The sequence below is a fragment of the Cryobacterium sp. M23 genome (genome assembly GCF_002929655.1).
GTDB classification, from domain to species: Bacteria; Actinomycetota; Actinomycetes; order Actinomycetales; family Microbacteriaceae; genus Cryobacterium; species Cryobacterium sandaracinum.
Genome location: NZ_PJJV01000063.1, coordinates 1 through 23,661 on the forward strand (window position 1 = coordinate 1; position 23,661 = coordinate 23,661).

21 protein-coding genes are annotated in these 23,661 nt (G+C 67.7%); 12 read left to right on the top strand and 9 right to left on the bottom strand.

Features of this window, described 5'->3' with window-relative positions; genetic code table 11:
• Positions 1 to 154: 154 nt before the first annotated feature.
• Positions 155 to 460, bottom strand: coding sequence for a hypothetical protein (locus CXY82_RS06140; protein ID WP_104101449.1), 306 nt, complete (start codon positions 458 to 460; stop codon positions 155 to 157).
• A 115-nt stretch (positions 461 to 575) separates the two neighbouring features.
• Between CXY82_RS06140 and CXY82_RS06145 the strand changes: the two genes are divergently transcribed.
• The 4 genes from CXY82_RS06145 to CXY82_RS06160 all read left to right on the top strand — a co-directional run bounded on the left by CXY82_RS06145 (position 576) and on the right by CXY82_RS06160 (position 6,779).
• Positions 576 to 2,078, top strand: a complete 1,503-nt coding sequence (locus CXY82_RS06145; RefSeq protein WP_104170136.1) for a DUF3375 domain-containing protein — start codon at positions 576 to 578, stop codon at positions 2,076 to 2,078.
• Positions 2,071 to 2,772, top strand: coding sequence for a DUF4194 domain-containing protein (locus CXY82_RS06150; protein WP_104170137.1), 702 nt, complete (start codon positions 2,071 to 2,073; stop codon positions 2,770 to 2,772). Before CXY82_RS06145 ends, CXY82_RS06150 begins: the two co-directional genes overlap by 8 nt.
• Positions 2,769 to 6,149 carry an ATP-binding protein gene (locus CXY82_RS06155; RefSeq protein WP_104170138.1) on the top strand — a complete coding sequence of 1,127 codons (3,381 nt, stop codon included), beginning with the start codon at positions 2,769 to 2,771 and terminating at the stop codon, positions 6,147 to 6,149. Before CXY82_RS06150 ends, CXY82_RS06155 begins: the two co-directional genes overlap by 4 nt.
• A 72-nt stretch (positions 6,150 to 6,221) precedes the next feature.
• On the top strand, positions 6,222 to 6,779 hold the full coding sequence (locus tag CXY82_RS06160) for a hypothetical protein (RefSeq protein ID WP_104170139.1): 558 nt from the start codon (positions 6,222 to 6,224) through the stop codon (positions 6,777 to 6,779).
• Between the two features lie 230 nt (positions 6,780 to 7,009).
• Here CXY82_RS06160 and CXY82_RS06165 read toward each other — a convergent pair whose 3' ends face one another.
• The 3 genes from CXY82_RS06165 to CXY82_RS06175 are packed head-to-tail and all read right to left on the bottom strand — an operon-like array spanning position 7,010 to position 8,717.
• A complete protein-coding gene (locus CXY82_RS06165; protein WP_104170140.1) occupies positions 7,010 to 7,456 on the bottom strand; it encodes a hypothetical protein in 447 nt (148 codons plus the stop codon).
• The gene (locus tag CXY82_RS06170; RefSeq protein ID WP_104170141.1) at positions 7,453 to 7,761 is read right to left on the bottom strand and encodes a hypothetical protein; all 309 of its coding nucleotides are present in this window, start codon (positions 7,759 to 7,761) and stop codon (positions 7,453 to 7,455) included. The genes CXY82_RS06165 and CXY82_RS06170 overlap by 4 nt, the downstream gene beginning before the upstream one ends.
• Positions 7,758 to 8,717 (bottom strand): 1-phosphofructokinase family hexose kinase, encoded by a 960-nt coding sequence (locus CXY82_RS06175; protein WP_199180890.1) that lies wholly within the window; start codon positions 8,715 to 8,717, stop codon positions 7,758 to 7,760. The genes CXY82_RS06170 and CXY82_RS06175 overlap by 4 nt, the downstream gene beginning before the upstream one ends.
• Before the next feature lie 96 nt (positions 8,718 to 8,813).
• On the opposite strand from CXY82_RS06175, the gene CXY82_RS06180 reads away from it, so the two are divergent.
• The 4 genes from CXY82_RS06180 to CXY82_RS06195 all read left to right on the top strand — a co-directional run bounded on the left by CXY82_RS06180 (position 8,814) and on the right by CXY82_RS06195 (position 14,143).
• Positions 8,814 to 9,230 (top strand): VOC family protein, encoded by a 417-nt coding sequence (locus CXY82_RS06180; RefSeq protein ID WP_104170142.1) that lies wholly within the window; start codon positions 8,814 to 8,816, stop codon positions 9,228 to 9,230.
• Positions 9,231 to 9,367: 137 nt separating this feature from the next.
• Positions 9,368 to 10,099 carry a glutamine amidotransferase gene (locus CXY82_RS06185; RefSeq protein WP_104170143.1) on the top strand — a complete coding sequence of 244 codons (732 nt, stop codon included), beginning with the start codon at positions 9,368 to 9,370 and terminating at the stop codon, positions 10,097 to 10,099.
• A gap of 53 nt (positions 10,100 to 10,152) precedes the next feature.
• On the top strand, positions 10,153 to 12,300 hold the full coding sequence (gene malQ, locus CXY82_RS06190) for a 4-alpha-glucanotransferase (RefSeq protein WP_104170144.1): 2,148 nt from the start codon (positions 10,153 to 10,155) through the stop codon (positions 12,298 to 12,300).
• Positions 12,301 to 12,439: 139 nt separating this feature from the next.
• Positions 12,440 to 14,143 carry an AMP-binding protein gene (locus tag CXY82_RS06195; protein ID WP_104170145.1) on the top strand — a complete coding sequence of 568 codons (1,704 nt, stop codon included), beginning with the start codon at positions 12,440 to 12,442 and terminating at the stop codon, positions 14,141 to 14,143.
• Between the two features lie 17 nt (positions 14,144 to 14,160).
• Here CXY82_RS06195 and CXY82_RS06200 read toward each other — a convergent pair whose 3' ends face one another.
• The 4 genes from CXY82_RS06200 to CXY82_RS06215 are packed head-to-tail and all read right to left on the bottom strand — an operon-like array spanning position 14,161 to position 18,061.
• Positions 14,161 to 15,588, bottom strand: coding sequence for a phosphotransferase (locus CXY82_RS06200; protein WP_104170146.1), 1,428 nt, complete (start codon positions 15,586 to 15,588; stop codon positions 14,161 to 14,163).
• Positions 15,589 to 15,592: 4 nt separating this feature from the next.
• On the bottom strand, positions 15,593 to 16,108 hold the full coding sequence (locus CXY82_RS06205; protein ID WP_104101418.1) for a GNAT family N-acetyltransferase: 516 nt from the start codon (positions 16,106 to 16,108) through the stop codon (positions 15,593 to 15,595).
• A gap of 25 nt (positions 16,109 to 16,133) precedes the next feature.
• A complete protein-coding gene (locus CXY82_RS06210) occupies positions 16,134 to 17,336 on the bottom strand; it encodes an MFS transporter (RefSeq protein WP_104170147.1) in 1,203 nt (400 codons plus the stop codon).
• Positions 17,337 to 17,377: 41 nt separating this feature from the next.
• Positions 17,378 to 18,061 carry a GntR family transcriptional regulator gene (locus CXY82_RS06215; protein ID WP_104170148.1) on the bottom strand — a complete coding sequence of 228 codons (684 nt, stop codon included), beginning with the start codon at positions 18,059 to 18,061 and terminating at the stop codon, positions 17,378 to 17,380.
• 226 nt (positions 18,062 to 18,287) lie between these two features.
• Between CXY82_RS06215 and pflB the strand changes: the two genes are divergently transcribed.
• The 4 genes from pflB to CXY82_RS18280 all read left to right on the top strand — a co-directional run bounded on the left by pflB (position 18,288) and on the right by CXY82_RS18280 (position 22,846).
• On the top strand, positions 18,288 to 20,546 hold the full coding sequence (gene pflB / locus CXY82_RS06220) for a formate C-acetyltransferase (protein WP_104170149.1): 2,259 nt from the start codon (positions 18,288 to 18,290) through the stop codon (positions 20,544 to 20,546).
• 40 nt (positions 20,547 to 20,586) lie between these two features.
• Positions 20,587 to 21,444, top strand: coding sequence for a pyruvate formate-lyase-activating protein (gene pflA / locus CXY82_RS06225; RefSeq protein WP_104170150.1), 858 nt, complete (start codon positions 20,587 to 20,589; stop codon positions 21,442 to 21,444).
• Between the two features lie 180 nt (positions 21,445 to 21,624).
• Positions 21,625 to 22,443, top strand: coding sequence for a transglycosylase domain-containing protein (locus tag CXY82_RS06230; protein WP_146069061.1), 819 nt, complete (start codon positions 21,625 to 21,627; stop codon positions 22,441 to 22,443).
• Between the two features lie 274 nt (positions 22,444 to 22,717).
• Positions 22,718 to 22,846: a hypothetical protein gene (locus CXY82_RS18280; RefSeq protein WP_255408574.1), complete on the top strand. Its 129-nt coding sequence runs from the start codon at positions 22,718 to 22,720 to the stop codon at positions 22,844 to 22,846.
• A 236-nt stretch (positions 22,847 to 23,082) separates the two neighbouring features.
• On the opposite strand, the gene CXY82_RS06235 is transcribed toward CXY82_RS18280, so the two are convergent.
• Positions 23,083 to 23,649 (bottom strand): heme-binding protein, encoded by a 567-nt coding sequence (locus tag CXY82_RS06235; RefSeq protein ID WP_104170152.1) that lies wholly within the window; start codon positions 23,647 to 23,649, stop codon positions 23,083 to 23,085.
• Between the last annotated feature and the right edge of the window lie 12 nt (positions 23,650 to 23,661).

Sequence of the window (23,661 nt, forward strand, 5' to 3'; positions counted from 1 at the left end):
AGACAGTCAGAAACCTAGACAGGAAGCGGCGTGCGGCCGTTAAGGCGCTCCGCAACACCCACGGATGAAGCAGGAGAGCCAGAATCTCCGTCGAATTCGTTCAGGACGCGGAGAGGAACACGACGGCTGGAACACGACGGCTGGAACACGACGGCTAGACGAAGACCAGAACCAGCCGCACGACGACAGCCAGAATCGCGACTCCCGACAGGGCCAGCGACGCGAGCACCAGCCCTCGCCCTCGGGCGCCGGCCGGGATCACACTGAAAGCCCGCAGTGAAAGGGAAAGCCCGATCAGGGCAACGAACAGCGCGGGAAACGGCAGCAGCACCGCGAGGACGACGCTGACGACCGACACCCAGAAACCCGGCACCCGGCCGGGCGTCTTCGACCAGTCCAGGTGGGGCGCACCGAGATTGAGCAGGTTGTTGCCCTCCATGTTCGCGCGCGGGTCGGTCACGTGTCGCTCCTTCAGCTTGTCCTGACAGTCTCACACGCGCCACGAGCGCCTGCCCGCGTGTCGGCCCGCACGCGAGGACCGTTACCCTTGAGGAGGCCCGGGAAGGAACTTCTATATGAGCGAGCTTGCGGGTGAACTGGCGCGGGTGCGCGAAGCCTTCGACAAACCCACCCTGCGCCTGCTGGACCGGAAGTGGGCGCCGTTCGTGCTCTTCGTGTTCAAGTCCTCCTTCAGCCGCGACCGGCGCAGCGTGCGGGCCGATCTGCTGCACATTCAGGTCGACGCCTACCTTGCCGACCTGCGCTCGGTCGGCAGCGATGTGCCGGGCAAGACCGGTCGGGCTCTCTGCGTGCAGTGGATGAACGACCAGTGGCTCTTCCGCGAAACGGGGGAGGGCGACGAAGAACACTACTCGCTCACCTCGCACGCACTCGAGGCGCTGCTCCTGGTCGAGAGCCTGTCCCGCGATCGGGCTTTGATCAGCGAATCCCGTCTCACCACGATCGTCGACACGGTGCATCACCGCGCCACGCAGGCCAACCCTGATCGGGAGGAGCGCATTCGTCGCCTCGACCGGGCGATCGCCGAGAACGCCGCCGAGCGCGACCGCCTCGCAGCCGGCGGCGAGATCGCGCCCGTCTCGAACGAGCAGATGCGTGAGGGCTACGCCGACCTGGTCGACCTGATCGGCCAGCTGCCCAGCGATTTCAAACGCGTCGAGGAATCCGTCGCCGCCATGCACCGGCAGATCGTCAACGATTTCCGCGGTGAGGAACGCCCGATCAGCGAGGTACTCGACGAGTACCTCGCGAAAACGGATGCCCTGATGACCTCGACCCCGGAAGGTCGCGCCTTCGAGGGGGCCTTCACCCTGCTGCGCAACGACGACCTGCTGCGGGAGCTGGGGGACGACCTGGAGACGATCCTGCTGCATCCGTTCGCCCTCGAGCTCAGCGCCACCGACCGCCGCAGCTTCATGGGCACCGTGCGCCTGATCCGCAAGGGCATCGACGACGTGCTCACCCAACGCAACGGGCTGACGACCACCCTGCGCGAGCACATCGTCAACCACGACGTGGTCAAGGACCGCGAACTCGAACGCCTGCTGCGCGAGATCAACAAGGAACTCGCGACCTGGATGCAGACCGCCGGGCCCCGCTCCACGGTCACCGCCGAACTCATGCCGGGAACCCTCGACGCCCCGCACCTCCGCGAACGCTTCTACGACCCGGGCGCCCACCGCGCGCCGCCCGAGCTGCAGGATGTCTCCGACGATGCCCCGCCGCCACCGAGTCTCGACGAGATGCGCACGCAGGGCGGCCCGCTGCTGGGGGAGCTGCGCGACGCGATCGTGACGGCCTTCAACCAAGGCGACGCCGCATCCGTCGGTGACGCCTTCAACGATCTCGACGTCACCCTGCGCCGCCCGGTCGAGATCCTGGGGATGCTTCAGATCGCCACCCAGATCGATGCGGTCAGCCGGTCCCAGACGCTCGAACGCTTCGAAACCGTGCGACCCGACGGCTCCACCCGCAGCTTCGAGGTGCCCCGAATCATGCTCAGCGACGACGAAACTGCGGCGCTGTCCGCCCTGAACTACGGATCCGACAATGACTGACGAGCCCACCGCCGAGCACCCCGACATCGATTCGCCCAGCTTTTCCCTCTTCGAGGGCGACGAGGGCGGACTCACCGTGGAGCAGCGTCGCACCCTGGTGCTGCTGCTGAAGCACCGCTACATCTCCGCCGCGCTGCAGCCGGCCGAATGGCAGACGCTGCTGCGCTCCCAGAGCCTGCTCAAATCGCGCCTGAACGACATGTTCCTCGATCTGCATGTCGACCTGCACTACGAGGTGGCATTCAAACGGCAGGCGGTCGCCGAGGGCGGAGACCGGTTCCCGACCCTGCTGCACGACGTGTCCTACACGCGGGAGGAGACCATTCTGCTCGTGCTGCTGCGGCAGCGGTTCCGCAGCGAGCGTGCCAACGGCCACGACATCGTTATCGTGGACCGCGACAACCTGGTGGAGAACGTCGGCCATTTCCGGCCCGAACACGCCACCGACCGCTGGGGCGACGCCCGAAAGGCCACGGCCGCCGTCGACAGCCTCGCGAAGGCGCGGGTGCTGCTGAAGACCAGCGACCCCGACCGATTCCGCATCTCCGCCGTGATCGAGGTGCTGCTGCCGGTGGAACGGCTGAGCGAACTGCTGGAGTGGCTGGTCACCCAGAACGCTGATCCCGGCCCGGAAGCCACCGATCTTGACGATCTGCCTCTCCTGTCCGAAGCCCTGCCGGAGGCCCTGTCATGAACGATTCCCCGCTCTTCTATGTCGACGGCCTCACCGAAGGCACCACGCAGTGGCGCGCCGAGTCGTTCCAGATGGTGAACTGGGGCGGCTTTCAGGGCCACCACGAGGTTGCTTTCGCGCCCAGCGCCACCCTGGTGTCCGGCGCGTCCGGAACCGGCAAGAGCAGCCTGCTCGACGCCTACCTCGCCCTGATGATGCCGTCGGACACCCCCTTCAACGGCGCCTCCAACGACGCCGGTTCCGGGCGGGCGCGCAGCGCCGACCAGCGCAGCCTGATGACCTACCTCAAGGGCAAGACCGACGCCAACCGGGAGGCCGGCACGGGGGAGTTGCAGGACCAGGTGCTCCGCGGTGCCCACGAGTCCACCTGGGGTGCCGTGTCGATGACCTTCATCGACGACAACCAGCGCCGTTTCACCGTGTTGCGGGCCTACTTCGTGCCCCGTGGCGGCACCCGGTTCGCCGACATCACCATGAAGATGGCCACGATCGACGGATACCTCGACCTGCGCGACCTGGCCGAGGTGACCGAGTCCCGGTTCGACAAGCGCGCCCTCAAATCCCGGTTCCCCGGACTGGATGTCTTCGACACCTATGCGGCGTTCGCCCAGACCCTGTACACCCGCCTGGGCATCGGCGCCAACGGCGAGGGCGGCAAGGCGCTCCGGCTGCTCGCACGCATCCAGGCCGGCCAGCAGGTCAAGACGGTCGACGGGCTCTACAAGTCGATGGTGCTTGAGGAACCGTCCACCTACGCGGCCGCCGACAAGGCCGTCGCCCACTTCGAAGACCTCGAACGGTCCTACGGCGCCATGGTCGCCGAGGCGCAGAAGGCCAAGGTGCTGGAACGCCTGCCCGTCCTGCACCGCGTCTACGAGACGGCGACCGATAAGGCCGACCTGATCGACACCTTCGGCGTGCACCGCTCCGGCGACACGCCGTTCGTGCTGTGGCAGCTCCGCACGGAGCAGAGCCTGCTCGAGGAAGCCGCCGACGTCAACCGGGTGCAGCGGCGCGACACCCAGCTTCGCTCCACGACGGCCCGCGATGCCGAGACCGCGTTGAAAGCGCGCGTCGCCGACCTGCAGCGCCAGCAGCGTGACAACGGCGGCGACGTGCTCGTCAGCCTGCAGAACGAGCTTGGCCAGCTCACCGACAAACGCGACGACGTGGCCGCCGAGCGCTCCAAGTTCGACGAGCGCATCCGGCCTCTCGGCCTCTCCATCGACTCCGGCGACGACTTCGATCGGGCCCGCGCCGCGGCCGACGGGTTCCTGTCCGGCTTTCCCACTGCCGAGACCGACCTCGAGAACAAGAGAAGCGCGCTGCAACGCACGGCCTATCCGGTCGAGGAGAACCTCCGCACCCTGGGGCAGGAGCACCAATTCCTGTCCGGGCGGGCGAGTCTGGTTCCCCAGCACCTGCACAGCGCACGCCTGCTGATCGCCGAGGCGTCGGGCATCCCCGCCGAGGAGCTGCCCTTCCTCGCCGAACTGATCGATCTGGCCCCCGGCGAGGACGCCTGGCGCCAGGCGGCCGAGGTCACCTTGGCCTCCGTCGTGCGCGTCCTGCTCGTCGACGAGACTCGTCTGCGCGCGCTCAGCCTGGCCATCGACCCGCTCCGCATCCCCGTGCGCATCCACTTCGACGGGGTGCCGCTGCGCTCGCACGAGCAGATCGACGGTGACCCGCGCTTCGTGTCGGGAAAGCTCGTCTTCAAGGACTCGCCCTTCAGTGGCTGGGTGCGGGACCGGGTACAGGCCGCGAACCTCGACGCGGAGTGCGTCGCCACGGCCGCCGACCTCGTCGGGGACGGCCCGAGGGTCACCCCGAGTGGGCAGACCCGCAACGGTTCCCGCGGCGCCCATGGCTGGAACAGCGACCAGAAGTCGATCATCGGCTTCTCCAGCCGCACCCGCCTGCACGACATCGACGAGGAGCTGGCCCGCCTGCGGCTGGAGGCCGACAGCCTGGCGCGTGAAGCCTTTGCGCATGGGGCGAGTCTCGCCGACCTCCGGGCCCGCAGGGCCGCACACCAGTTCGTCGTCGACGCGGCCTGGCCGGCCATCGACGTGCAAGCCGCGGATGTCCGCATCACTGACAAGGTGGCCGAGCGCGAGCGCGTGCTCGCCGACAGTGACGTGCTGCGCGTCCTGAAAGACGAGGAAGAGCGTCTGGCCGCCGAACTGGAAACAGCCCAGAAGCTGAAGCACGCCACGGAGGTTGCCCTGCAGGCCCTCGTCGCCGAGCAGGGCCGCTTCGTGGACCGGCAGGATGCGGTGAGCAGCCGCCTCGACCGCATCGACGGTGACCCGGAGGCCGCGCTGTCCCTGTCGGAGGAGCACGCCACCCACCTCGACGCCCAGTTCGCGGCTGTCGCCGACCAGCACGACCTCGACGCGTTCGACGGGGCCATCAGGCGGCTGCGCGAGCGCCTCACCGAGCAGTCCAGCCAGGACCGGGACAGCGCCGCGGGCGCCCGCAACACCCTGATCGGCATCTTCGAGACCTTTCAGAGCCGCTGGCCCGACCCGAACATCGGCGTCTCGCTCGATTCCTACCCGAGCTACCGGGACATCCTTGACGCCGTCTACACACTCGGCTTGCACGATCGGCGCCAGGAGTGGAAGCGCCGCCTCGCGCTCTGGAGCGGCCAGGACCTGGTTCCCCTGGTCGGGGCATTCACCTCCTCCATCGAGGAAATCGAAGATCGTCTCCGTCCCATCAACGAGATCCTCACCACACTGCCGTTCGGAGCCGGGCGCGACCGCCTCAAGATCGCGTTGCGTCGCCTCCACCGCGACGACGCCACCGCCTTTCGCACGGAACTCAAGGTGCTGTCCTCCGGATCCACGGATGCCTTCACCGACGAGCAGACCGAAAGCCGGTTCACCCGGTTGCAGGCGTTCATGAACCTGATCCGCAAGTCCGCCGACGGTCCGCGCCAGGAATCCCAGCGCGATCTGCTGCTCGACGTGCGTCGGCACGTGGAGATCACCGCCGTGCGCACCACCCCGGAGGGCGTGGAAGTCAGCACCTACTCGTCGCTCGGCGGCAAGAGCGGTGGCGAGTCCCAGGAACTGGTGGCGTTCGTCGTGGGAGCCGCCCTGCGGTTCCAGCTCGGCGACGAGAGTCGCACCCGCCCGCGTTTCGCGCCGGTCTTCCTCGATGAGGGCTTCGTGAAATCGGACTCCGAGTTCGCCGGCCGTGCCGTGTCGGCGTGGAAGGGGCTGGGCTTCCAGCTCATCATCGGTTCCCCGCTCGACAAGGTCACCGCGCTTGAGCCGCACATGGAGCTGGTGCTCTCGATGACCAAGAACAACAGCACCGGGTTCTCCTACATCACGCCGCTCTCGTCGCCGGTGCGCTCGCGTTAAGCTCCGCGCAGGGCCCTACCGCGACAGGGGGAGCCCTGATTTCGGCAGGCCCGCACAGTAAGATTTTGTGGCGTGGCCGCAATTAAGGTGATCGTCGACGAGGGGCTCAAGATCGCGCTTTCCGCCGTCCGGATGGCGGTGAAGAACGACATCATCGTGGGCGCTCTCGGTGATCACACCGACTACGATCCGGAACGCTACGCGGCGACCGCCCGGCACGAGCTGCACCTGCTCACCCGGCAGAACGAGCAGTACGCCCGCCGGGTCAAGGACCTGCGCACAGAGCTGACCAGGTCACGGTGGACCTCCGATCTCACGGAAGACCAGCGCCGCGACATCATTCAGCTCAAACTGCGCCGACGCGTGCACGAGAAGCTCGCCGAGGCCCTCGAGGCCGTGGCCGCCGACGACGACAAGGTCGCGCGTCTCGTGCGGCGGGCCCAGCGGGCCGCCAGCGACGAGGTCAGTGACGCGGTGTCGTCACGCCTGATCAGGCTGAACATCGACTGGCATGACCCCGATTACGAGGCCCGGCGGGAGGCCCGCACCGAGGTGTTTCTGCACATCGACCTCGCCCTTTTGAAGCTCAAGCACGACGCCGCGACCGACCTGTCCGCCAGCGACTACTGACTCCGGACTCAGCTGCGGGAGAAGAGCCGCGCGAAGAAGCCGGGGGTCGGGGCGTCTTTCTCGTGTCCGCGGCACCGCTGTGCACCCGGAACGCCTCGCATCACCTGGTCGACGTGCTGGCCGCACCCGGCCCAGGTCGTTTTTCCACACTTCTTACACGTAACTTGACGGCACATCCGTTGAACCCTTTCGTTGAACTCGTCCGCCCAACATACCCCATGGGGTATCACTTACGCTGCACGGCGTGCCCGCCAGGCGCGCCACGCACCGGTCGACCACAGCGCCCACGCCACGAGCACCGGCTGGAAGAGCAGGCGGATGCCACGGGACAGGTCCGAATCCAGGCCGAGCGAATCGGTGGCCGTGACGAACTGGGAGATGTTGCCGGGGAAGATTGCCAGGAAGAACAGGGCCACGACCCAACCCACCTGCACCTTGCGCCTGGCCAGCAGCAGCAGGGACAGGCCCAGAGCGATCTCGACCAGGCCCGACGCAACCACGACGAAATCACCCTCAAGCGGCAACCAGGTGGGCACCTGGGCGAGGAACGCCTCACGGTTCCAGGCGAGGTGGCTGATCCCGGCGAAGAGCAGGAACGCTCCCAGAGCCAATCGGCCGATCAAGCGGGGGATCGAGGTGCGGGGGGTGCGGGTGCCGGTGGCAGCGTCAGCGGTCATGAATCGACTTTAGCCGCGATCTCGGCGTCCGTTCGGGCGTTGAAGATACCCCACATGATGTGCGTCGGGCCGCTGCCGTCCCTGCCGGGCACCGCCGCGCGGCTGATCCACCGCTCGGCGGCCGCGGTGGCGCCGAGCGCGGTCAGAGACGGCGCGATCCGGGTCTTGCGAATCTTGCCGGCCATCACGCCGCCGTCCGGCGCAAGCCTCCAGCCGCGGCTGGAGGCGAGCACCTGCCCCACCTCTTCGTCGGTGAGCCACCGGGAAAAGCTGCGGCTGGGCGGGTCAATGTCGGTGAGCTTCACGCGAGTGCCACCAGTTCGGCCTCCAGGCGTTCCACATCGACCCGGTGGCAGAGTTCCGTGGCCGGTGTCATCGCGGTGGCGCTGCCGGCGGCGACGGCGGCCCGGAACGCCCGGTCCACCGGGAACCCCTGCGCGATCCGCAGCACGAACGCACCGAGAAAGCTGTCGCCGGCCCCGACGGTGCTCTGCACTGTGACCTGCGGCACCCCCAGACGGATGATCCCGCTCGCCGAGGCGAGCACGGCTCCCGCTCCGCCGAGCGTCAGCGCGACGACTTCCGCGGACCCGCGGGCGACGAGCTCGGCGGCCGCGTCGATCTTGCTCTGTTCGGTGTCGAGGGTTGCGCCGACGAGCTCTCCCAGCTCACGCCCGCTCGGTTTGACCAGGTAGACCCCCTCGTCGAGCGCGGCCGCGAGCGCGGGACCGGACGTGTCCACGATGCAGCGGGCGTCGCGCCCGTGCGTCAGACGGGTGACCCGGGCGTAGAAATCATCCGGGACTCCCGGCGGCAGGCTGCCGCTGGCGACCACATAGCCGCCGACCGGAATCGACTCTCCGACGACCGCGAGACAGGCCCGCCACTCGGTTTCACTGAGCTCGGGGCCTTCCAGCACGAAACGGAACTGCTTGCCGGTGCCCGACTCGTCGACGGTGAAGCTCTCGCGGGTGCTGCCGTGGATCGGCACCGCGATGGTCGGGATGCGTTCGGCTTCGATCAGCCGGCGGAAGGCCTCCCCGGTGGGGCCGCCCGCGGTGTACACGGCCAGGGCCTGCCCGCCGAGACGTTGCACTACCCGAGCCACGTTCACGCCGCCGCCGCCCGGGTCGAGGCGGGACCGGCCGCAGCGCATCTTGTGCTCGCTGACCACGTGCTCGGTTGACGTGCTCACGTCGAGAGCGGGGTTGATGGTGAGGGTGAGAATCGGCCGCAGCAGGGCGGCCCTGGGGGAGTCCATGGTCCCAGCGTAGAAGACTTCCCCGCACGCCTCGTGCTGGCGCGGGGTTGGGCCGATAATCGGAGCATTCGCCCCATGATAGAAAGAGGCTCCACCATGACGACCCAACTCAATCCCTACCTGGGGTTCCGGGATACGACCCGGGAAGCGATGGAGTTCTACCGGACGGTGTTCGGCGGCGAGCTGACGCTGAGCACGTTCGCCGAGTTCGAGGCGAGCGACGACAAGGCTGAGCAGAACAAGATCATGCACGCCATGCTGACCACCGACGACGGCCTGGTGCTGATGGCTTCCGACACTCCGAACCGGATGGAATACCGTCCGGGCACCAACTATTCCGTGTCGCTCAGCGGCGACGACGAACCGGTGCTGCGCGGCTACTGGGACAAGCTCGCGGCCGGGGGCACCGTCGTCATGCCGCTCGAGCCGTCGCCGTGGGGCGACAGCTTCGGCATGTGCGTCGATAAATTCGGCGTGAGCTGGATGGTCAACATCGCCGGCGCACCCGCATAGGTCGGTGGTGGGGTTCGCATTCGACGCCGCGCAGATGCAGCAGCTCCTGGTGCAGGGGGAGACCAGGTCTTCGACGCGCTCACAGCCAGGTCGAAGCCGGAGCCGCGTCTACCGAGGCCCGCCACTACGATGATGCTGTGAAGCCCTTCCTGCTGCTCGCCACCCGTTCTGAGGACGAAGCCGCCGATGACGAGTACGCCGGCTTCCTCGCGGCCGGCGATCTGGAACCCGACCAGCTCCACCGGGTGCGGCTCGAGGCTGCGCCGATGCCGCCGATCGACCTGAACGGATACTCGGGCATCATCGTGGGCGGCAGCCCCTTCAACGCGAGCGATTCCGCCGAGGTCAAGTCGTCCGTGCAACGCCGCGTCGAGGCCGATTTGGCCGCCCTCCTCGACCAGGTGCTGGCCCGGGACTTCCCCTTCCTCGGTGCCTGCTACGGCGTCGGACTGCTCACCAGTCATCTGAGCGGCAGGCTCGACCGCACCTGGTCCGAGGAGGCCGGGCCGACCTGGATCTCCCTCACCGAGGCAGGCGCAGCCGACCAGCTGTTCGCCGCGCTCGTGCCCACCTTCCAGGCCTTCGTCGGGCACAAAGAGGCCTGTTCAGAGCTGCCGCCCGGCGCCGTCCTGCTGGCGACCGGGCAGAACTGTCCCGTGCAGGCGTTCCGGGTCGGCAACAACGTCTACGCGACGCAATTCCATCCGGAACTGACCAACGCCGGCATCCTGACCCGCATCCGCATCTACCGCGAGTACGGCTACTTCGATCCCGACGCCCTGGACGACGTCATCGCGGCGATCGACGCATCCATCGTCACCGAGCCGGCCAACCTGATGAAGGCCTTCGTCCTGCGCTTCGGCAGGTAGAGCCGGCGGGGTCCGGCGCGGGTCCGGGACCGGTCCGGATCTAGAGTGGTCCCATGGAACTCGAACCAACCGACCGTGCTGCGGCGGCGCTGCTGGAACTGGCACGATCACTCGGGGTTGACACCTCTTTCACGGGCTGGGACGGTGCTTCACGGGCGGTCGACGTCGGCACCCTGCGTGAGGTCCTGGGTGCCCTCGGCGTTCCCGCCGGCACGCCCGCCGAGGTTGATGCGGCCCTGACCGAGCAGAGCCTCGCGCCCTGGCGCCGGCTCCTGCCTCCCGTCGTGGTGCTCCGCGAGGGCGGCGAGGCCGAGGTGCCCGTGCACGCCGGCGCAGGTTCGACGGCCCTCGTCTGGATCGTCGCCGAGGACGGCACCCGGCACGAGGTGTTGCAGACGGGGCTCTGGGAGAAACCCCGCACCGTCGACGGTCGGCCGACGAGCCGGGCGATGTTCCAGATTCCGGCCGGCCTGCCTCTGGGCTGGCATACCCTGCACGCAGAGAGCGGAGACCACACGGCGCGCTGCGGCCTCGTCGTGACCCCGCCCCGGCTCGAGACCACCCGCAACCTGACCGGGCATCGCGACTGGGGTCTGATGGCCCAGCTCTACTCGGTGCGCTCCTCCCGGAGCTGGGGGATCGGCGACTTCGCCGACCTTGCCGACCTGGCCGCCATCTCCGGCTCCCAGTACGGAGCCGACTTCGTCCTGGTCAATCCGCTGCACGCGTCCGAGCCTGCCCCGCCGGTCGAGCCCTCCCCCTACCTGCCGTCGAGCCGGCGCTTTTTCCACCCGCTGTACATCCGGGTCGAGGACGTGCCCGAATACGCCTACCTCGCCCCGGCGGCACGAGCCGTTGTCGAGTCCCTCGCTGACCGGCAGCACTCGGCCAACCTGGAGGCGGACCACCTCGACCGCGACTGCGCCTACGCCGCCAAACTGACCGCGCTGGAAGCCGTGCACGAGGTGCGGCCGAGCCCCTCCCGTGTTCACCGGTTCGAGGAATTCTGCGCCGAGCAGGGTCAGGGTCTGGTCGACTTCGCGCTCTGGTGCGCCCTGGCCGAGCTGTTCCCGGCGGATGCACCGGAATGGTCGATCGAGCCGCGCGGCCCCCGCGGTCCCTTCGCCGCCGAGCACCGGGAGCAGCTCGCGGACCGCATTGAATTCCACAGCTGGCTCCAGTGGCTCTGCGACCAGCAGTTGGAGACCGCTCAACGCGCGGCGACGGATGCCGGAATGGCCATCGGCATCGTGCACGACCTCGCGGTCGGGGTGCAGTTCACCGGGTCCGACGCCTGGACCCTGCAGGGCGTTCTCGCCCCGGGCATGACCGTGGGCGCCCCGCCGGACATGTTCAACCAGCAGGGCCAGAACTGGTCGCAGCCGCCGTGGCACCCCGGCCGGCTGGCCGAGTCGGGCTACGTCGCCTACCGGGACATGCTCCGCAGCATCCTGCACCACGCCGGCGGCATCCGGGTGGATCACATTCTGGGTCTGTTCCGCCTGTGGTGGATCCCGGTCGGCGCCGGACCGGGAGAGGGCACCTACGTGCACTACGACCACGAGGCACTCATCGGCATCCTGGCCCTCGAGGCCCAGCGCGCCGGCGCGGTGGTGATCGGCGAAGACCTCGGCGTCTTCGAGCCCTGGGTGCGCGACTACCTCGCCGAACGCGGCATCTTCGGAACCTCGATCCTCTGGTTCGAACGAGTCAACGGCGTGCCGCTGGCCCCCGAACGGTACCGCCAGGCCTGCCTGACCAGTGTGAACACCCACGATCTGCCTCCGACGGCCGGCTATCTCGCCGGCGACCACGTGGCCCTGCGCGAGTCGCTCGGTCTGCTCGGGCGATCGGTCGAGGAAGAGCGCACCGCGGACCTTGCCGAGCAGTCCGCCATGCTGGCCGCGCTTCGCGAACGCGGCCTGCTGCCGCCGCTCGGCACCGAGCCAGCCCCGACCGTGCAGGAGACGGTTGAGGCGCTCTACGCGTACACCGCGCTGACGCCCTCGTCGCTCCTTGGCGTGGCTCTGGTGGATGCGGTCGGTGAGCGCCGGACCCAGAACCAGCCCGGGACCTCGAACGAGTACCCGAACTGGCGCATCCCGCTGGCCGGCCCCGACGGAAAGTCCGTGCTCATCGACGACCTGCCCGGCAACGCCCGCTTCGCCGCCCTGGTGGACGCGATCCGCGCCATTCCCTGAAGCGCTTCATCACGCCGAGGAAGATCTTCGCGCTGCTCGGCCCGAACGGCGCCGAGCTGCGGGACCTGCGGGACCTGCCGGCCCCGCGGCCGGGTGTCGTATTCCGTTTCGGGCATTTGAACCGAGGAAGATGGGTCGGATGACCACCCCCCAGAGCACCACCGCCTTTCGAGGCGCGCGCGACCACCTTCTGCAGCTGCGAGACGATCATGCGCGCGCCCAGGCCGAGTTCGAGTGGCCGGATGTGGGGGCGAACTTCAACTGGGCTGTCGACTGGTTCGACGTCATCGCCGCGGGCAACGACAAGACCGCCCTGTGGATCGTGGAGGAGGATGGCCGCGAACTGACGGTGACCTTCAGTGAGATGTCGGCGCGCTCCGACCAGGTGGCCACCTGGCTGATCTCCCGGGGCGTCGGGCACGGCGACCACGTCATGCTGATGCTGGGCAACCAGGTCGAGCTCTGGGAGCTGATGCTCGCCATCATGAAAGTGGGCGCGGTCATCCTGCCCACGTCCACTGTGCTTGCGACCGGCGACCTGGCCGACCGGGTTCTGCGCGGCGGTGTGCAGCACGTCATCGCCAACGCCGGCGACGCCGCCAAGTTCGACGCGGTGCCCGGCGACTTCTCGCGCGTCTGCGTCGGTGCGGCCACCCCCGGCTGGGCCGACTACGCGGATGCCGCGCTCGTCGCGGCCGAGAAGCCCGCCGTGGTCGTGTCCTCCGACGACGCGTCCCTGATCTACTTCACCTCGGGCACCACCAGCAAGCCGAAGATGGTGGTGCACACCCAGACGTCCTATCCCGTGGGGCACCTGACCACCATGTACTGGATCGGACTTTGCCCGGACGACGTGCACCTGGCCATCAGCTCGCCCGGCTGGGGTAAGCACGCCTGGAGCAGCTTCTTCGCCCCGTGGATCGCCGAGGCCACCGTCTTCGTCTACAACTACGCCCGATTCGACCCGTTCGCCCTCGCCGACCAGCTGCACCGCGCGAAAGTGACCACCTTCTGCGCCCCGCCGACCGTGTGGCGCATGCTGATCCAATCCGACGTCGGCGCCAAGCCGATAGGCCTGCGCGAGATCCTCTCGGCCGGCGAGCCGCTCAACCCGGAGGTCATCCACCAGATCCAGCGTTCCTGGGGACTCACCATCCGGGATGGCTACGGCCAGACCGAGACCACGGCGATCGTGGGCAACGCCCCGGGTTCCGCACTTCTGGCCGGTTCGATGGGGATGCCCCTGCCGGGCGTCGCGATCACGCTGCTCGACCCCATCACCGGTGAGGAGAGCGACGAGGGCGAGATCTGCCTCGACCTGTCCCGCACCGCGGTCAACCTGATGGCCGGCTACCACGGGGATCCCGAACGCACGCGGGAGGCCGTGCGGGACGGTTACTTCCACACCGGTGATGTCGCCAGCCGCGACGCCGAAGGCTACATCACGTTCATCGGCCGCACCGACGACATCTTCAAGTCCTCCGACTACAAGGTCTCCCCGTTCGAGGTCGAGAGCGTGCTGCTGGAGCACCCGGCCGTGGCCGAGGCGGCCGTCGTGCCCGCGCCCGACGACACCCGGCTGAACATCGCCAAGGCCTACATCGCCCTGGCGGCGGGCTGGGAGTCCAACGGCGAAACGGCGCTCTCGGTGCTGCGCCACGCCCGCACCGGTCTGCCCCCGTACATGCGGGTGCGGCGGGTCGAGTTCTACGAGCTGCCCAAGACCAGTTCCGGTAAGATCCGCCGGGTGGAACTGCGCATGCGCGAGGATGCCGCGGCCGCCGAGAACACCCGGCTCCCCGGTGAGTGGCGCGACGACCAATTCCCCGAGCTCAAGCGCTGACCGGCCGTTCCGGCCGCTCACGGCAATCCGGCGGAGACCTCCAGGACGAGGCCGCGGATGGCCGCGAGCGGGATCGGCAGCCAGGAGGGTCGGTTGCGGGTCTCGTAGACGGCCTCGTAGAGGGCCTTGTCCAGCTCGAACGCGTCGAGCAGGGGCTCCTGACCGGCCAGGCTCTGGCCGGATCGCAGCGTGTAGCCGTCGAGGAACGCGTGCTGGCACGCCGCGGCCCACGCTTCGGCCGACGCCGTCTGGTCGCCGGGCGAGGACCGCTCCACCGTGCCGGCCACATAGGAGAAGGACCGCAGCATCCCGGCGATGTCCTTCAACGGCACATCCGGCTGGGTGCGATCGACGAGGGGGCGCAGCGGTTCGCCCTCGAAATCCACCAGCACCCAGCCGCGGCCGGGGACCTCGAGGGCCTGGCCGAGGTGGAAATCGCCGTGGATGCGCTGCAGCCGGGGCCAGCAAGCCCTCTCCGCCCGCTCGAAGATCGCCTCGACGGCCGTATCGTAGCCGGTCAGGGCGGGCACCTCGGCGGCGGCGCTGCGGTAGCGCTCGCGCATGCGGCCGAGTTCGGCGGCGATGACCGCGGGGGTGGCGTCGTGAGTGGGCATCACGGCGGCCAGGTCGGCGTGCACGGCTGCCGTCGCCACGCCCAGCGCCCGCGCCTGTTCGCTGAAGTCCTCCCCGGCCCCGGCAGAGGCCAGGGCGGCCCGCCAGGCATCCGGGGCGCCCGGCAGGAACTCCTGGGCGAAGACGAGATGGCCCGTGAGGGTGACCCGCGGTTGCTCCGGCTCGGTCCACTCGCCGACCACGCAGCCCACCGGTTCCGGCACGAAGTGTGAGCCGGCCCGGGCCAGGGCCGATTGCACGGACACGTCCGGATTCTCGCCGGGATGCAGCATCCGGAACACCTTGCAGATGACGGGACGAGCCGGGCGCCCGGCGGCGTCGATGCAGTCCAGGATGATCGAGGTGTTCGACTGTTCTCCGCGCAGCAGGCGGCCGGCGACAACCCGGGCCGGCCGTTCGGCGGGATCTGCGCTCGAGTGGAGTTCGCCGCGAGCCCGCGCGCCGAGGTTTTCGGGCTCAGGTGAGGAGGCCTGGCGCAGGATGAAACCCAGCAGAGCGCGCCCGTAGGCCGGGTCGGCGGTGCCGTCGTAGACCGCGCTGCCGTCGGCGAGGGTGACGATGAGGCCCTGCCCGCCTGCGGGGAGGGGAGTGGTCCGCTGGGTCAGGGGCAACTGGTAAAGGGTGCGGGTCGGGGCTGCGGCATCGAAGACGAGCTCAGTGCGGATGTCCACCTCGGCTTCCTCGCACGGAAGCACCCAGCGCCCGATGCTGACCAGTCTCGGCACACGGCCCTTGTCGGCGAACCATCGCTGCGTCGCCACCCAGTGGTTGAGGTAATCCGGGAGTGGGATTGCGCGACCGTCGACAGTCATGGACTCAGCGTACGCCCGCGCCGACGGGAGCCGACAGCAGGGACACCACGACGGTGCCACCCTTCGTCGACTGCTCGCCGATCGGCTCGAAGCCGAGCCGGGAGTGGAACGCCAGCGACCGAGGGTTCGGAGGTGCGATGTTCACTTCGCAGAAGACCTGGCCGACCTCGGCCGCGCGGGCCGCCGCGAAAATCGCGGTGTAGAGCAGGGCGCCGAGACCCTGGTTGCGGGCCTGGTCCGACACCACGATGCGGTCCACGTAGAGGAAGGACTCCGACCGGGCGGAGAACCATCGGTAGTTCTCGCTCGCGTAGTCGGCGTCGACCCCGAACAGCACGGCGAAGCCGAGCACCTCTCCCGGCGCGTCGTCGTGCACGACCGCGAGGGCGTGGCTGCTGGCCGCGAGCAGGGCGGAGAGGCTCGCCTCGTCATGGGCGTTGACGGCAGGCACAGCGGCGTTGTTGAGTCCGAGCACCGGTGCGGCGTCGGCGGGAAGGAGATGGCGGAGCGAATAGGGCATGGGATGACGATAATCCAGGTGCCGCCTACTCGGTGACGCGCCGGCGCATCCCGTTCGCCACCAGGGCCAGGCAGAGCGCGCAGACCACGAACAGAATGCTCAGAAGCACCGGGTAACCGGCCACGGCATTGAGCCAGGCGAAGGCGACCGGCAGCAGGAAGCCGATGTAGGTGAGGCTGTAGTAGACCCCGGTGATGCCCGCCAGGTCGGCCGCCGTGGAGATCTTCTGGATCTCCACGAGCCCGGCCACGATGCTCACACCGTAGGCGGCGCCGAGCACGACGGCCGTGAGGAACGCGAGCACCGGGGACAGCACGATCGCCGTGGCCACGCTGAGACCCACTCCCAGCAGCATCACGGACATCCCGACCATGAGTGCACGCCCATCGGTGACCCGGTTGATCCGAGCCACCTGCGGTTGCACGAGCGCGCCGGTGCCGAGGGTCACGACCGTGAGCAGGGTCGCGTAGGCGAGGTTGAGGCTGCCGAGTTGGTCCTGGACCAGAGTGGGCATGATCGCGTAGGCGATGCCGGCGGCGCCGAAGACCCAGGGAGCTGACGGAATGATCACGCGCACGAAGCGGCGGTGTCCGGCCAGCGGAACCGCCAGGTCCTGCCAGAAGGGCCGGTGTGCCCGGTAGCGCGGCACGGTCTCCGGGGCCCTCAGCAGGCGGGGGAGCACAAGCAGGCTGAGCACGATGTGCACGACATAGGGGGAGAGGGTCGGCATCGGCCCCCACTGCGCGAGCACTCCGGCCACCCCGGCCCCGAGCCCGAACCCGACCGTGAGGGTGAGTGAAGGCCGCCGTGTCCCTGCCGTGCGGCCGGCCTGGTTGTCGAACGGCGGGCTGGACAGTTCCTTGAGCCACGCGGTTCCCACCGCCATCGCCACGGCGACGCTCAGCCCCGCCAGCAGGCGCCCGGCGGAGAGCATGATCCCGCTTGAGAATCCCAGACCCAGCAGGATGCTGGCGAGAATTCCCAGGACGACGCCTGCCAGGGTCAAGGGTTTGCGCCCGTAGCGGTCTGAGAGTGCGCCGGCGAGCAGCAGCCCGGGGACCAGGCCCACCACGTAGAAGCCGAGGAAGAGGTCGGCCATGACGACGGAATAGTGGCCGAGCGATTCGTACATGTGCAGGAGGGGCGTGAAGTGGTTCCCACCCCAGGCCATGACGAACAGGGCAGGAGCGGCGAGCTGCCAGGCGGGAACGGTACGGCGGAAAGTCATGGGTCTTTTCTGAAAAGCTGGTGCGGGAAGGTGGGGGACGGTCAGGGCGCCAGCTGCGCGTGATGACCGTCTTCGACGTGCTGGCGCAGAGCGACCTCGTAGGCGAGGGTGTCGCCGCCGCGCAGGTGGTGGGCAAGGATTCGGTGTTCGGCCACCAGACGGTCGAGGTTGCGCGGGTCGCGCAGGGCTGCCCGGTGCACGAGGCGCTCAAGCCTGGGGCCGAGCCGGGTGTAGATCCCGTCGATGACCCGGTTATGCGTCTCGTCGACGATGCGGGCATGGAACCGGTGGTCGGCGCGGGCGAACGTGAGCAGGTCGCCGGCCAGGGCGGCGTCGGACTGGACCCGAATAAGGTCCTGCAGCTCGGCGTCGACGCCCGGGATGTCGTCCGGCCGCTCGCTGAGCAGGGTCACCGCCGTGTTCTCCAGCATGACGCGCACCTGCAGCAGCTCGGCCGTCTCCGTGTCGCCCAGGGCTGTGACGACCGCGCCCTTCTTGGGGAAGAGCGTCAGGAGCCCGTGGGCCTGGAGTTTGAGGAAGGCCTCCCGCACGGGGGTGCGGCTGGTGGAGAGGGCCTCGGCAATTTCGCCCTCGGTGATCAGCGAGCTTGCGGCCAAGGTGCCGGAGATGATGGCGTCGGCGACGGTCGTGTAGATCCGGTCGACGGCGGAGGGGGCCGCGGCGGGGGGCCTGGCGGCTCCGCGGGACATCGGGAGGAAGCTCATGCCTCAACCCTAGTCACTCATGCACCTATCTATAAATGCATCAATGGATGCAATCTTATAAATTTCGCGTTCGGGTGGGTCTGACGCGAGTAGTGTTGGAAAAGAGGGCAAGTCACACGGTGCATCGTTGCATTAGCCGGAGCCTCGTGGTCCTGCTCTCTCGGCCCGACTGCGGGAGAGACACTTTCGCAGAGGGTGTCTCGATCCCACGAGGAGAGCAATCTACATGACAATCACTGAAGGTGTTCGCAGCGGAACGGATGATGCCGGTCGGACTGACTTCGCCTCCGGCCCCTGGCAGGATTCGATCGATCTGCGCGACTTCATCCAGCGCAATTACACCCCCTACCTAGGCGACTCGAGCTTCCTTGTCGGAGCGACCGCACGCACCACGGGGATCTGGGCCAAGCTGACCGAGATGTTCCCCGAGGAACGCCGTAAAGGCGTCTACGACGTCGACGCCACCACGCCGTCGTCCATTACGGCCCACGCTCCGGGCTACATCGACCAGGCAAACGAGGTAATCGTCGGACTGCAGACGGATGCTCCGCTCAAGCGTGCCATTATGCCTTTCGGCGGGTGGCGCATGGTTGCCACCTCGCTCGAGACCTACGGCTACCCCGTGTCTCCCGAACTTGAAAAAGTCTTCACCGATTACCGCAAGACCCACAACACCGCCGTCTTCGACGTCTACCCTCCCGGGGTCCGTCGTGCACGAAACAGCCACCTGATCACCGGACTGCCCGACGCCTACGGCCGTGGCCGTATCATCGGCGACTACCGCCGTGTCGCCCTCTACGGCGTCGATGCCCTGATCACGGGCAAGAAGAACGACCGCGCCGAGCTCGATATGGAGCCCTCGACCGAGGACATCATTCGCGCCCGTGAGGAAAACTCGGAGCAGATCCGGGCCCTCAAGGAACTCATCCAGATGGCGGCCTCCTACGGCTCCGACATCTCCAAGCCGGCCACCACCGCGCGCGAAGCCGTGCAGTGGCTCTACTTCGCCTACCTCGGCGCCGTCAAGGAACAGAACGGTGCTGCAATGTCGTTCGGCCGCAACGCGGCCTTCCTCGACACCTACATCGAGCGCGAACTCGTCGCCGGCACCCTGACCGAAGAGGGCGCCCAGGAGCTGATCGACGACCTCGTCATCAAGCTGCGCATCGTGCGCTTCCTGCGCACCCCCGAATACGACGAGATCTTCGCTGGCGACCCGACCTGGGTCACCGAGTCGCTCGCCGGCATCGGTGAAGACGGCCGCCCGCTCGTCACCAAGACCACGTTCCGTTTCCTGCAGACGCTCTACAACATCGGCGCAGCGCCCGAGCCGAACCTCACCGTTCTCTGGAGCGACGCTCTGCCCGAGGGCTTCAAGCGTTTCTGTGCGCAGGTGTCGATCGACACCTCGGCCATCCAGTTCGAGTCCGACGAGATCATCCGCGCCGAGATGGGTGACGACGCCGCGATCGCCTGCTGCGTCTCGCCCATGCGCGTCGGCAAGCAGATGCAGTTCTTCGGTGCACGCGTCAACGCCGTCAAGGCGCTGCTGTACTCGATCAACGGTGGAAAAGACGAGGTGTCCGGCAAGCAGGTTGCCCCGGCCACCACGCCGAACGCCGACGAGGTGCTTTCCTACGACACCGTCTTCCCGGCCTACCTGGAAACGCTCGAGTGGCTCGCCGAGACCTACGTCACGGCTTTGAACTGTATTCACTACATGCACGACAAGTATGCCTACGAGCGTCTCGAAATGGCGCTGCACGACAAGGAGATCATCCGCACGATGGCTTGCGGAATCGCCGGCCTGAGTGTGGTCGCCGACTCCCTGTCGGCCATCAAGTACGCCACGGTCCGCCCGGTGCGCGACGAGACCGGCCTGGTCGTCGACTACACGATCGAGGGCGAGTTCCCCCAGTTCGGCAACGATGACGACCGCGTCGACACCATCGCCGTCGACGTGATGGAGCGGTTCATGAAAATGATCCGCAAGCACCCGACCTACCGCGACGCCATCCACACCCAGTCGATCCTGACGATCACGTCCAACGTGGTCTACGGCAAGGCCACCGGCAACACGCCGGATGGTCGCCGCAAGGGTGAGTCGTTCGCTCCGGGTGCCAACCCGATGAACGGCCGCGACACCCACGGGATGCTCGCGTCGGCGCTCAGCGTCGCCAAGCTCCCCTACAGTGAAGCGCAGGACGGCATCTCGCTGACCAACACGGTGGTTCCCAGTGGTCTCGGCCACACCAAGGAAGAGCAGATCACCAGCCTGGTCGGCCTCATCGACGCGTTCACGTCGGCAACCGGTTACCACATCAACGTGAACGTGCTCAACCGCGACACTCTCGAAGACGCCATGGCGCACCCGGAGAACTACCCGCAGCTGACGATTCGCGTGTCCGGCTACGCGGTGAACTTCGTCCGCCTGACCCGCGAGCAGCAGATGGATGTCATCAGCCGCACGTTCCACTCGCACTGATCACTGATATCAACGCGGCGACGCTGAGTAGGACGAGACAATGCCAGCAGTAAACCTCGGTCTGCCCAGCGCCGGCGCGGCGATCGCCCTGGTGGACGGTTCATCCGTGCGTAGTGAACAAGCCGAACTGGCTGAACTCCACCACCTCGAAATGGAGGCGATTCACAACGGATCGGTCGCCAGCGTCCACTCGTGGGAACTGGTCACCGCCGTTGACGGTCCCGGCACGCGAATGACACTTTTCCTTTCCGGGTGTCTGCTGCGCTGCCAGTACTGCCACAACCCGGACACCTGGAAGATGAAGGATGGGTTGCTCACCACGCTGGACGACCTCGTCGCCAGAGTCAAGCGCTATAAGGGCGTCTTCGACTCGACCGGCGGAGGGTTGACCATCTCCGGTGGCGAACCACTCATGCAGCCTGCCTTTGTGACTCGCCTCTTCGAGGAGTGCCACAAGCTCGGCGTGCACACCACCCTGGACACCTCCGGGTTCCTGGGCAAGAGCGCGTCGGACACGCTGCTGGACAACCTCGACCTCGTGCTGCTCGACGTCAAGTCCGGCATCCCCGAGACGTACAAAGAGGTGACCGGCCGAGACCTCGCTCCGACGATCGCATTCGGTGACCGCCTGAGCGAGCGGAACATTCCCGTCTGGGCGCGTTTCGTTCTCGTCCCGGGTCTGACCGACGCCGTCGACAACGTCGACGCCGTCGCCGAGATCGTGTCGCGCTGGCCGAACGTGCAGCGCGTTGAGGTTCTGCCCTTCCACCAGATGGGGGAGGACAAATGGGACCGGCTGAACATTCCATACCCGCTGCACGGCTCTCATCCTCCGGATGAGGCACTGCTGGTGCGGGTGAGGGCCCAGTTCGAGGCGCGGGGCCTGACGGTCTTCTAGACGCGAATCACACTCGAACCAGACGAGGCGTGGCATCTCTACCGGTGCCACGCCTTTTCTGCGCAGTAAGCCAGAGGATGCCTCCTGCCAACCGCAGAAAAGCCGGAGTGGCTCGACTGATCGGCATTTGCGGGCTCGGTGGCGGACTCGCATTTCTGCTCATCGGAGGGGCTGGGCCTCGTGGTTTTGAGTGCCGTGGCCGGGCTGCTCGTCACCGCGGCCATCACCCCGGTGATCGCGCTCTCTGGTCTCGGTGCCACCAATGCGATCACCGTGTTCGAGAGTCTGCCGGGCTACCTGGACATCGAACCGCTCTCCCAGAAGAGCAACATCTACGCCACCACCCCCGCCCGCGAGATCAAGGAAATGCGCCTCGCAATCGCGGCGGAGAAGAAATTCCCCCAGAACGACATCCTGCGCCAGTACCTCAACATCACCGGTTTCGGCGGCACCGTCTACGGCATCGAGGCCGCGGCGAACTACTACTTCGGCACGACGGCCACAGAGCTCACCCTGCCGCAGGCCGCAAGCCTGGTGGCGATCGTGAACAACCCGGCCAAGTTTCGCCTCGACAATTCCGGCAGTGAGACCAACGGCTACGCAGTCAACAAGGCACGCCGGGACTACATCCTGCGCGAGATGGTCGAGCACGAGAAGATCACCGCAGCGGAATTCCAGGCTGCCGTGGCCACACCGGTTCAACCGGCCATCCAGGAGCCGAGCACCGGCTGCCAGACCGCCGGGGGCAGCGCCTACTTCTGCGACTACGTGACGCACCTGCTCCGGAACGACCCGGCGTTCGGGGAGGACGACGGGAAGCGCCTGCAGAACTCCCGGCGCGGCGGCTACGCCGTGTACACCATCCTGGACCTCGACCTCCAGTTGGCGGCGGAAGCGACCCTGGCGGCCAATGTGCCGATGGAGTACCCCGGCAAGGACGTGGGCAGCGTCATCACGAGCGTGCAGGCCACCAGCGCCGCCTACAACGGGGTCAACTAGACACCGACTATGCCGAGGGTGGTTCGAGCGGGTTCCAGCCGGGGTCGACCTACAGGCCTTCACCCTGGCGGAATGGCTGAAGACGGGCCACCGGCCGGACGAGCGCGTCGACTCGGCGCGGAAGGCCAACTGGGGCACGTTCAACGACAGTTGTCGGGGGCCGCAGAACTATGTTTTTCAGAACTGGAACCCGAGAAACGACGCCGGGGAGAGCGGCGGAAACTACAGCGCGCTCGAGTCCACCCTCGGCTCGATCAATACGGGCTTCATCGGGATGGCGAAGAAACTGGACCTGTGCGGCATCCGTCAGACGGCCGAGGCTTTCGGAGTGCATCGCGCCGACGGCAGCCCGCTCGTGCAGACCGCGGCGGCCGTGATCGAACGAATGAGGTGGCTCCGCTGACCATGGCCGGTGCCTTCGCAGGCATGGTCTACGCGACGCGTCGGGTGATGACCGACAACACGGCTCAGCAGTCATGGGGTGCCACCACGCCCCGGGTGCCTCTGATCGGCAAGACCGGTACCACGGACGGAGGCAAGGACACCTGGATGGTCGGGGCCAGCTCGAAGGTGGCGACCGTCGCCGCCGTCGTCAGCGTCACCGGGGAGGCCTGGCAGCTCGACGGACAATTCCGACGACTAGGAAATTCCGGAACCGGAACCGGAACCGGAACCGGTGACGGAACCGGAACCGGTGACGGTGACGGCGACGAGCGCTTCGTTGTGCCTGAGGAAGCTCGGCTTCCAGGGTGGGTCGAAGCGGGCGAAATAGGGTCGGCCTGCGAGCAGGAGACCCTCGCGGCGCACCGCGTCGACGAGGAGGGTGCCGTTCTGCGCGAACCTTTCCTCGCTCCAGCCGCCGCTGAAGCGGCGGGCGGCGACCGTGCGCTCGGGGACCTCCTTCGTGCTGACCTGCGCGTTGCGGGGCACGGGCACCTCCGCGGGCGGCATCCCGTCGGGGAGGACGAAGCTGACGGTGTGGCTCTGCGGGGTCGTGGTCTCCTGGATCACGGGCGCGGTCATCGCGAGGCGTGTCGAGGTCTGGTTGTTGCCGCTGATGTATTGGAAGAGCGGCCCGAAGCCGCGGTTGCCGGCCGCGGAGAAGTGCCCGGCCACCTCCACCTGCACCAGCACGGTGCGGGGATAGTGACGCAGTTCGAAGTCGGCGTACTGACGAAGCACGTCGTAGCGCTGTTTCTCGGTCATGGACAACAGTGT